We start from the raw sequence: 9,643 nt of genomic DNA on the forward strand, positions 1-9,643 counted from the left end.
TGACGAGGATTGCTCACTGCCGGGCACGGATTCGTTCGGCCGCCATGGACACCCCTGCGGCCGGGAGACGGGCCAACAGCACGTCGCCCATCGCCGCCGCGGGCGTGAGCACCCCCCGCAACGGGGAGAGGCGGTCGCGATCCAGTGCCAATGCGAGACCGCTCTCGCCCAGCAGCATCGACGTGCCCTGGTAAGCGTCGCAGTTCTGCGCAAACGTCGCCACGTAGCGCGCGCCGGCAGTCGTGGTGGTATACGTCTCGACGGTGTAGTGGCCGCGCCTGCGGGCGGCGTCGCTCGGACCGGAGCCCGGCTTGGGCATGATGCGCCCCACGACTGACCGGGGCAATCGCCGCAAGTGCTTGTTGCCCAGACTGAAGCCGAACGCCAAGGCACCCGTCATCGCCGCAGCGGTGATCGGTGCTGCGAGCGACTTTCCGAGGCTCATGGTTTCCGAGTAGCGAAACTGCCTGCCGTAGGACCAGCCCTGCAATGCGTTGCTGCGACGCACTATGCGCGTGTTATACGGGGCCATCACAAATCCGCCGATCCCGAAACCCGCAAGGTCCGGCGCGACCTCGCGGCCCCGACGTCGCTGGAAGTCCGGTTGCGGACCGAGTTCTGGTTCGCTGGCGCGGTCGGTGGTCAGCGTGTAGGGGTCGTTGAGGATCCGGTGGGTTTGCGCGTCGGCCGAGGCGCTGCGCATCGCTTCGAGTAGCGAAGCGATGGTGCCGCCGGAAGCGGCGGATTGGCGAAAGGAGCGCAGCACCATCGTCGTGCGGCCGAGTTCACCCGCACCGTCCTCGACGACTTGGCGGTGGAGCTGATAGACATTGAGATCCGAAGGGATTGAATCGAATCCGCAGGAGAGCACGATCCGCGCACCGGTGTCGACAGCCCATTGGTGGTAGTGGTCGATGCTGGCCCGGCCGAACACCAGCTCTCCGGTCAGGTCGGCGTAGTCCGTTCCGGCCGCGGCGCAGGCCGCGACCAGCGGCAGGCCGTACCGCGTGTAGGGGCCCACGGTCGTCAGCACCACCCGGGCCCGGGCGGCCATCGCTGCCAGCGTCGATGGTCGCGACGCGTCGGCGACGATCAGCGGCCAATCCTGCGCGGTTGGGCCGAGCTGCTGCCGCACGCCCAACAGGCGGTCGCCGCAGCGACCGGCCAGCGCGATCCGCGCTCGCGACCCCGCGTGCGCGAGGTATTGGGCCGTCAACGCGCCGGAAAAGCCACTGGCACCGTACAAAACGATGTCGAACTCGCGCTCGGCTGTCACTCCATGACCCAGCTGTCCTCGGCGGGCAGGGAGCACAGCAGCGAACGTATCGCCTCTAACGACTTTTCCCGCCCCGGCAGATGTGCATGGTGCTCGATGAACAGCAGGCCCGCAAAGGTCCCGCAACTGTAGAGATCGACCGGCGCGCGGGTGGGGAAGTGCAATTCGCTGTGGAAGTCCGCCACCTCCAAGCCCGGCGGCGTGTTCAGGCCGGGGATCGTGCCGGTGTCTGTGCACAGCACAAACGGGGGCAGCCCGGGCGGAGTTCCTTCGTATTGCAGGTTGAAGTGCAGCGTGGACTGCTGAATCACGCCGTCGGACAAGTCAGCTCGAAAAGCGTCGACGATACCGCGGGCCACATCGACGAGCTCGGTGTCGGGCCCGATCTCGGCAAGATAAATTGCCACCCCCAACGGCAGCGTGCTGCCGGTCAGGCTTGCCGGGGGCGACAGGATGTATCGCAAGTCGACCGGATAAACGTATGGGATCGGGATGTGCGGCGTGTTGCGAAGGTCCCACTCGGCCAGCAGGATGGCCGCCGCCACCACGGAGTTCAGGCTGAGCTGATTGGCACGCCCAAACTCCACTAGGTCGGACGTCTCCTGCTCGGTGAACCGGATGCGGGCCACCGGAATGGGTTGGATGGCATCATGGTTCGACGCCATGGGCGGCGTCTGGACCGCCTGCAGGTCGTAGGCGAACGCCGCCGGGTAGAGCCGCTCGAGTCCGGACCGCCGCTGTTTTTCGATTCCGCGCTGCTCAAGCAACGCCTCCAGCGGTTCGGGTGCGGGTTGCGGTATCCCCGGTCCAGGGTCGCCGGTTTCCACCACGTTGGTGTAAAGGGTGAAAAGCTCCTCGAGAAGACCGAACGCGTGGTGGGCGTCGGCCAGGCTGTGGTGGGTATACAGCGTCAGTGCGCCGCCCCCTTCAGTGCGTTCCAACCGCAGATTCATCAGAGAATGGCTTTGATCCAGTAGCAATCCGGCGGGTGTCGAAATGGCATTGGAATCGGCGCCGTCGTCGACCACCCAAAGACCTTGGTGCAGGACGTCTTCGGCCACGATCTGGTAGCGGCCGTCGTCGGCCTTCTCGAGGCGGCCGGTGAAAATCGGATGGGTCTCCAGGAGCGCGTCGAAGGCGTCCGACATCGCGTCGACGTCGATGGCGCCTTTGAGGTGCGCCGTGAACGCGAAATAGGTCTCGTTGACTGCGAATACTTCCTCGCTGCGGGCCAGTTTTCGGATGACCGATCCGGGAAACACCTAGGACTCCTTAGTTCAGTGCGTGCTGGCGCGCCGATAGCCGATCAGCGTCGGGCCGATGCATACGGCGGTGATGCCGGTGGCCCACAGCAGCGTTGCGAGCATGGGCCATCGCACCGGGCCGCCCAGCGACAATCCGCGCATCGCTTCGATCGCGTAGCTCATCGGCTGGTGTGCGACCACTGGCTGTATCCACTTCGGAAATTGGTCTACCGGCAGAAACCCGGTCGAGAAGACGACGGCGAGCAGGTGAACGAGTGTAACCGCCTCGAGCAGGAAATTTTTTGCGGCGTGCAACGCCACCATTGTGATGAGGGTTGCGTAGGACAGCCCGAAAATGACCGGAACGATCAGCCATGCCAGAATGGCCAGCAAGCCCTGGTGGAAGCGGAACCCGAGCATCATTCCGACGGCAACCAACACCGCCGTGGTGATCGTGATCCGAACCGCCTCGGCGACGACCCGCGAACAAACACCCGACGCGCGGTGCACGGGCAGCACCCACAACCGGCGCAGCAGGCCGTCGTCTCGCTCCCCGATGAGGCCGATCGCCCCGATCGCCGATCCGTTGATCGCGGCGGCGAGGGCGTTCATCGGAACCGTGCCGTACAGCGCGCTGTGCCCGGTGACTTGTGAAACCATATGGCCCAAAACAATATTCACAGTCAGCAGGAACAGGACGGGCAACACCAGCACTTCGACCATCGCGGTGAGGTCGCGCCCCCACCGCAGAAGTATCCGTCGCGTCTGCACCAGGGTCTGTGGGACCAGAACCCGTGCGGAATTCTCGTAGCACCGCCGGTCAACGCCGTGGTCGGTGGTCTTTTCGTCAACCAGGGTCATCGCGCCCGCCTCGACAAAACCATTGCCGATGCCGGTAGCAGCATCGCGGCCAATCCGCATAGCCACGCCAGCGACGGCGCCAGCACGGACCACGTGACGGGACCGCCATGCGGTGGGGTGTCACCGGCCAGGGCGCGCAGGGTGTCCACGAACCTCGAAACCGGCTGGTCGCGCACGATGGGCTGGATCCAGCGAGGAAACTGCTCGACCGGCTGGACACCCACCGACAGCAGTCCAAAGATCAACGGCGGCAGGATCAGTAGCGGCGTCATGGCCTCCGGGTTCTGGGTGGCGGTCCCGACCAGGTCCGCACCGAAAGACAGCAACGCTCCGATCACGAGCACCAAGGTGCAAAAGGCAACGATGTAGACCGCCGAGCGGTGGAACCGGAATCCAATCAGGTGACCGCAGACCAGCGCCACCGCCAACGAAACCAAGCAGCGGTATACCGCGGCGGAGATGCGGGCGGCCACCGGCGTAGCCGGGGCGATCGGCATCGATTTGAAGCGGCGATTGATGCCTTGTACCGAGTCGGTCGCCGCCCGGAAGGCGGTCGACATCGCGGCGAAAGTGATCGCCTGCAGCGCGATCAACGGCATGATGTACTGCGCGTAGCTGCTGGCGATGCCCCTGGTGGCGGCTCCCATGAGCTGATGCAATGGAATGTAGAAGCCGGCGGTGAAAATCGCCGAGGACGCGATGGTGATGATGAGCTCACCGTTGCGTAGCGTCGGGGCGATGAAGCGGCCGGTGAGGACCCACCACTGTGCGAGCGCTGACGGGCAGGGCCGCGCGGTGGCCGGCGCAGTCACTTCATGACCTCCGCGACAACGGTTCGGGGCTCGGCGGAATCCCCGGTCAGCGTGAGGAACACGTCGTCCAGCGACGGACGCCGCAGCGCGACGTCGGCAAGGTCGATATTGGCCGCCGCGAGCCGCCCCACGACCTCGATAAGGGTACTGGTACCGCCCGGCGCCGGCATGGCGATCCGATCCGATTCGGAAGTCAGTGCGGCCCTGTTCTTCTCGGGCAACAACGAGCCGAGCGTCTCGGCGATCACCGGTAGATCCCTGAGATCCTGCGGGACGATTTCGCAATAACTGGCGCCGGTTCGCTCCTTGAGCTCGTCGGCGGTGCCCTCGGCGATGATGCGGCCGTGGTCGATCACGATGATGCGGTCGGCAAGCGCGTCGGCTTCCTCGAGATACTGCGTGGTCAGCAAGGTGGTGATGCCGCAGGTCTTGAAGTTGCCGACAAGATCCCAAATCCCTTGCCTGCTGCGCGGATCCAGGCCGGTGGAGGGCTCGTCCAAGAAGACCACCTGCGGGGGGACCACCAGACCGCAGGCGATGTCGATCCGCCGGCGCATGCCGCCCGAGTACGTTTTCACGCGCCGATTGCCTGCATAGGCCAGCTCGAATTCTTCGATCAACTCTTCGGCGCGGATGCGCGCGGCCGACTTACCCAGTCCGTACAACCGGCCGAACATGACGAGGTTTTCTAACCCGGTGAGCATGTCGTCGAGGGCCACCTGTTGGCCGGTAAGCATGATCGACCGGCGCACACCCGCGGGCTCGGAGACGCAGTCATAACCGGCGACGATTGCATGGCCTCGATCGGGCCGGCTCAGGGTCGACAGGATGTCGACGAGCGTGGTCTTCCCCGCGCCGTTGGGCCCGAGGAGGCCGATCACCTCGCCGCGGCCGACTTCGAAGCTGACGTTCTGCAAGGCCACCACGTCGTCGTAGGTCTTGCGTACCCCATCGACGATGACCGCCTTGTCAAAAGTCCTCTCGGCGTCGCCCATTGGCCTTCCTTCCTCTCAGCCCTCAACCCGCGTCGCGCGCGGACAAGTCCACTAGGGCCAGTTCCACTGGCTCCGAAGCAGTGTTGCCGTCGTCGGGGATTGCGGCGATGGCCTGTTCGAGCAGCACCCGCAAAGCCAACGGGAAGCGCTGCGCCAGAGCCTCGATCGTTGCGCTCGCAACGCGGCGGGTGTCATACCACCAATCGAGATGCAGCGAGCCGGAGTGGCGGTATACGCGAAACTCGATGGCATGGCCTAGGCCCGGAATCGGGTCGCGCACCGGCAGCGCCGCGTCGGAGTCGAACTGGACCGGTGCATCGACTGGCGGTAGCTGGGGGATCAGACCCACGTAGCGGAAGTGGATGTCGGAGGGGCCGGCGGCGGCGAACAGCGGTGCGGTGGGTGCGTAGACGTAGCGAAGTAGTGCGTAGCCGATCCCATGGTGCGGAACGGATCTGAGCGTGTCGCTGACAGTGCTCAGCAGCGTCGCCGCATCGCCGTCCCTCGTGCACGGAATCGGAGCAGGATAGATCGTGGTGAAACGGCCAATGGTCCTGCGCAGGTCCACGTCGGGCCTCAGCACGGTGCGCCCGGCGCCCTCCAAGTCGACCGAAACCACACCCTCGCCGAGGGTCTGGGCGATTGTCCGACCTAGTGCCGCCAGTAGGATCTCCTCGATCGGCACGCCCAGCCTCCGGCGGGCGTCGTCGATCTCGGCCGTTTTGTCGACGGTCAGCGCCGACGGCACCCGCGCCAGGTCGCTGGAATGGGGGCGGTCGGTGACTTCCGGGTCGCCCAGCCGCAATGTCGCCGTGTTGGAGTTCTCCAGCCAGAAGTCACGGGTGTCCAGGACCGCCGGGTGCGTCGCCAGTGTCCCGGATCGCAGAGACCAATCGCGCCATTGCGCGCTGGTCGGGGGCAGCAAAATTCCCTCGCCCGCAAGTCGCTGAGTGAATGCGGTGAGCAGGTCGGTCAGCAGGATCTCGCGAGATGCGTTGTCCGCGATCACTTCGTGCATGGACAAGATCAGGTGGCTGCTGCCCTGCGCACTGGGCTCCGGACCGGAAACGTGTGTGGCGGTCAACGATGCGGTCTGGCCATCAGCGGCCTCAGCCGCGATGTTCAGCAGGGCTGCCCGCAGCCCGGCGGGTTCGCCACCCGTCAGGTCGCTCGGAAGCGTTCGGGTCGATAGCAGTTCAAATTCCTGCGGTGCGGCGATGTGCTGCTCCCACGTCCCCGCGCGTTCGACGAGCCGAAGGCGTAACGCGTCGTGGTGGTCGGCCACCGCGGTGAGCACGGCCCGGATGTCTTCGACGCCCACGACGGGGGCGAGCCTGAAGATCAGCGGGCATCGCCAGGAACCGGTCTCCTGCACTCCTTGGTCGAAGAACTGCATTACATTCGGCGGGACGCAGGTATGAGTAGTGGGGTCAATCGGTTTCGCCAAGCTGCCCGCGGCGTCTTTCGCATCGACGTGTTTCGCGAGGGTGGCCAAAGTAGGGTGTCGATAAAGATCCTGCGGCGTGACGTCCAGGCCCGCGTTGGTGGCGGCGGTCGAAATGCCAATCGAGATCAGGGAATCACCGCCGAGGTCGAAGAAGTTATCGTTGCGGTCGATCGAATTGACACCTAAGCACCGCATCCAGATCTGCCGCAGCGCCGCCTCGGTCTGCGCCTGCCCGTTGGGGGACTGTTCGGCTTGGGCGCCGGCACCGGCACCATTGGTGGACACGTCGGGCGCGTGCGATCCCGCGGCCAGGCCGGTCCAGTTGATCGGCTTCGGGTCGATCCAATGCCGTTGGTGAGCAAAGGGATAACCGGGCAGAGAAACGGTTCGCGGCGCGGGCCCCGACGGGCGCGGCCACTCGACCTGGACACCAGCCGCCGACAGTTGGCCGAGCCCGAGCAGGAAGGTGTCCCGATCATCGACGTTCTGGATCGGGTGCCGCATGAGCCGAACCGCGCGATGTCCGCCCGACCACTTCGGGTGCCGCATCGCCGAACCCGTCAGGCTGCCACCCGGGCCGACCTCGACGAGGATCCGGCACGGGTCGGTCAGCACCGCCTCGAGCTCGTCCCCGAACCTGATCGTGGAACTGATCTGGCGAGCCCAGGCGGCGGGGTCGGTGATTTGCTCATCGGACATCCAGGTCCCGGTGAGGTTGCTGAGTAGGGGTGTGTGCGGCCGCCGAAGCTCGACACCGGACAGGAAATCTTGGAACTCCGCCGCCACGGCATCCATCGAGCTGGAATGAAACGCGTGTGTGGCGCGGACGCGTCGCGCGGCGATACCGTCCCCGCGAAGGCGTTGGGTGAATGCGCGGATCTCGTCGTTAGGACCGGCGATAACGCAGTTGCCGGGATCGTTCACTGCGGAAAGGCCCACTCCCTTAACGGCGTACTCCGCAAGGTACGGTTCGATGTCGTCGGGACCCAGTGCCACCGCCACCATCGAGCCCGGTGGGGATTCGTGCATCAGGCGGGCACGCAATGACACCGCCTTGATCGCAGTCTCGAGGTCGAATACCCCGGCCAGGGTGGCCGCGATGTATTCGCCGGTGCTGTAGCCGATGTATGCTCCAGCGCGCACCCCATAGTTTTCCACCAGTCGCGCAAGCGCGTATTCCACTGTGAACAGCGCGGGTTGGGAGCGGTCAATGCGCTCCAAATCGGTTGTGCTATCGCCGAATATCTCGGCGTGTAGGTCGATCCCCATCTCATTGTGGAATCCCGCGGCGCAGATGTCGAAGTGTTCGGCGAAGGCGGGCGTGGTGTCGTACAAGCCCCGGGCCATGCCGCCGTGCTGAGAGCCCTGACCCGGAAACATGAAAACGACGCGTTGCGACCCCGACTCGACGTTTCCGCCGACGGATTCCCCGACGAAGACGTTGTCATGCTCGGAAGTCCGCAAGACCGCGACCGCCTGTTCGCGGTCGTGAACCACGGCCGCCATGGTGATGCTGTGCTTACGGCGCCCGGCGAGGGTGAAAGCGACGTCGGACAGGCTCGGGGCGCCCGTTTCGTTTAGCGCCGCGGCTAGAGCGTTGCGCGATTCCTCCAGTGCGGCTTCAGTTTCCGTCGAGAGCAGGATCACCTGCGGGTCCGCCGGCTCGGCGGGCGCCGCAACCGGGGGCGCCTCCTCGACGACGAGGTGCGCGTTGGTTCCGCCCACCCCGAACGAGCTGACGCCGGCCCTGAGCACTCCATCCCATTCCCACGGGCCGTAGGCGCTTTGCACCGCGAAAGGGGTCTCGTCGAGGCGGAGTTCCGGGTTCGGGCTGGTGAAGTGCAGTGTCGCGGGAATCGCCTTGTGCTTCAGGCAGAGAATCGTTTTGATCAGGCTCACGACGCCGGCCGCGACTTCGAGGTGGCCGATGTTCGACTTGACGGACCCTAAGACACAGGGACCGGTTCGAGGCATCTGCGACACGGCGAACGCGGTTCGCAGGCCCTGGATTTCGATGGGATCACCCAGCGGTGTGCCGGTTCCGTGCGTCTCGACGTAGCTCACGGTGGAGGAATCGATGCCCGAGACCGCGTGAGCTTCCGCGATGACATCGGCCTGAGCGACCGGGCTGGGAGCCGCGTACCCCATCTTCGCCGAGCCGTCGTTGTTGATCGCCGACCCGCGGATGACGGCGTGAATCCGATCCCCGGCTTCGACGGCGGCCTGAAACGGTTTGAGGACTACGATGGCCACACCGCTGCCGAAAACCGTGCCGTCGGCCCGCACGTCGAAGGGACGGCAGTGGCCGACCGCCGACACCATCGACCCCGGCGAGTTCCAGTAACCCACCCGGTGGGGGACCGACAGCGACACCCCTCCGGCAAGCGCCATGTCGCATTCCCCGCTGAGCAGGCTCTGACAGGCCAGATGGACCGCGACGAGCGATGACGAGCATGCGGTCTGGACCGTCAGGCTCGGGCCGCGAAGATTGAATTGATGGGACACCCGCGTGGCGAGGAAATCCTTGTCGTTCTGCAGGAACAGGTTGAACTGCTCGAAGTTGAGGCCCGTTCCCAGGAAGGCGTCTTCGCCATGGTGGGACGACAGGTTGTGCAGGAGATAGCCGCTGGGGGAGCAGGTTCCGTAGACGCCGATGGCGCCGTCGAACCGCGCGGGGTCGCAGCCGGCATCCTCGAAGGCATGCCACGCGCATTGAAGGAATAGGCGGTGCTGCGGGTCCAGCGTCCGAGCGGATTGCGGTGGGAATCCGAAGTAGTCGGCGTCGAACTCGTCGAACCCGTCGATGACCGGCGCCCGCCGCACATACGCGGGATTGGCCAGCACTTCATCGCCGATCCCGGCAGCCTTCAGCTGTTGCTCTGAGAGCGTGACGATCGATTCTTCGCCGCGGCGAAGATTGTCCCAGAAGGCCGACACGTCGTTGGCGCCCGGGAATCTGCCGGCCATGCCGACCACGGCGATTGCGTTGGCCGGCAAACCCGTTGAGT

General features: G+C 65.4%; 6 protein-coding genes. All 6 read right to left on the reverse strand.

Features of this window, described 5'->3' with window-relative positions:
* Nucleotides 1-13: 13 nt before the first annotated feature.
* The 6 genes from MTAB308_RS19510 to MTAB308_RS19535 are packed head-to-tail and all read right to left on the reverse strand — an operon-like array spanning nucleotide 14 to nucleotide 9,632.
* Nucleotides 14-1,276: a saccharopine dehydrogenase family protein gene (locus MTAB308_RS19510; RefSeq protein ID WP_077101365.1), complete on the reverse strand. Its 1,263-nt coding sequence runs from the start codon at nucleotides 1,274-1,276 to the stop codon at nucleotides 14-16.
* Nucleotides 1,273-2,538 (reverse strand): phthiocerol/phthiodiolone dimycocerosyl transferase, encoded by a 1,266-nt coding sequence (locus MTAB308_RS19515; protein ID WP_077101367.1) that lies wholly within the window; start codon nucleotides 2,536-2,538, stop codon nucleotides 1,273-1,275. The genes MTAB308_RS19510 and MTAB308_RS19515 overlap by 4 nt, the downstream gene beginning before the upstream one ends.
* A 15-nt stretch (nucleotides 2,539-2,553) precedes the next feature.
* On the reverse strand, nucleotides 2,554-3,381 hold the full coding sequence (locus tag MTAB308_RS19520; protein WP_077101369.1) for an ABC transporter permease: 828 nt from the start codon (nucleotides 3,379-3,381) through the stop codon (nucleotides 2,554-2,556).
* On the reverse strand, nucleotides 3,378-4,193 hold the full coding sequence (locus MTAB308_RS19525) for an ABC transporter permease (protein ID WP_077101371.1): 816 nt from the start codon (nucleotides 4,191-4,193) through the stop codon (nucleotides 3,378-3,380). Before MTAB308_RS19525 ends, MTAB308_RS19520 begins: the two co-directional genes overlap by 4 nt.
* On the reverse strand, nucleotides 4,190-5,188 hold the full coding sequence (locus MTAB308_RS19530; protein WP_077101373.1) for an ATP-binding cassette domain-containing protein: 999 nt from the start codon (nucleotides 5,186-5,188) through the stop codon (nucleotides 4,190-4,192). Before MTAB308_RS19530 ends, MTAB308_RS19525 begins: the two co-directional genes overlap by 4 nt.
* A gap of 22 nt (nucleotides 5,189-5,210) precedes the next feature.
* Nucleotides 5,211-9,632, reverse strand: coding sequence for a type I polyketide synthase (locus MTAB308_RS19535; RefSeq protein WP_281253123.1), 4,422 nt, complete (start codon nucleotides 9,630-9,632; stop codon nucleotides 5,211-5,213).
* Nucleotides 9,633-9,643: the final 11 nt, after the last annotated feature.

This window comes from Mycobacterium terramassiliense (genome assembly GCF_900157385.1).
GTDB classification, from domain to species: Bacteria; Actinomycetota; Actinomycetes; order Mycobacteriales; family Mycobacteriaceae; genus Mycobacterium; species Mycobacterium terramassiliense.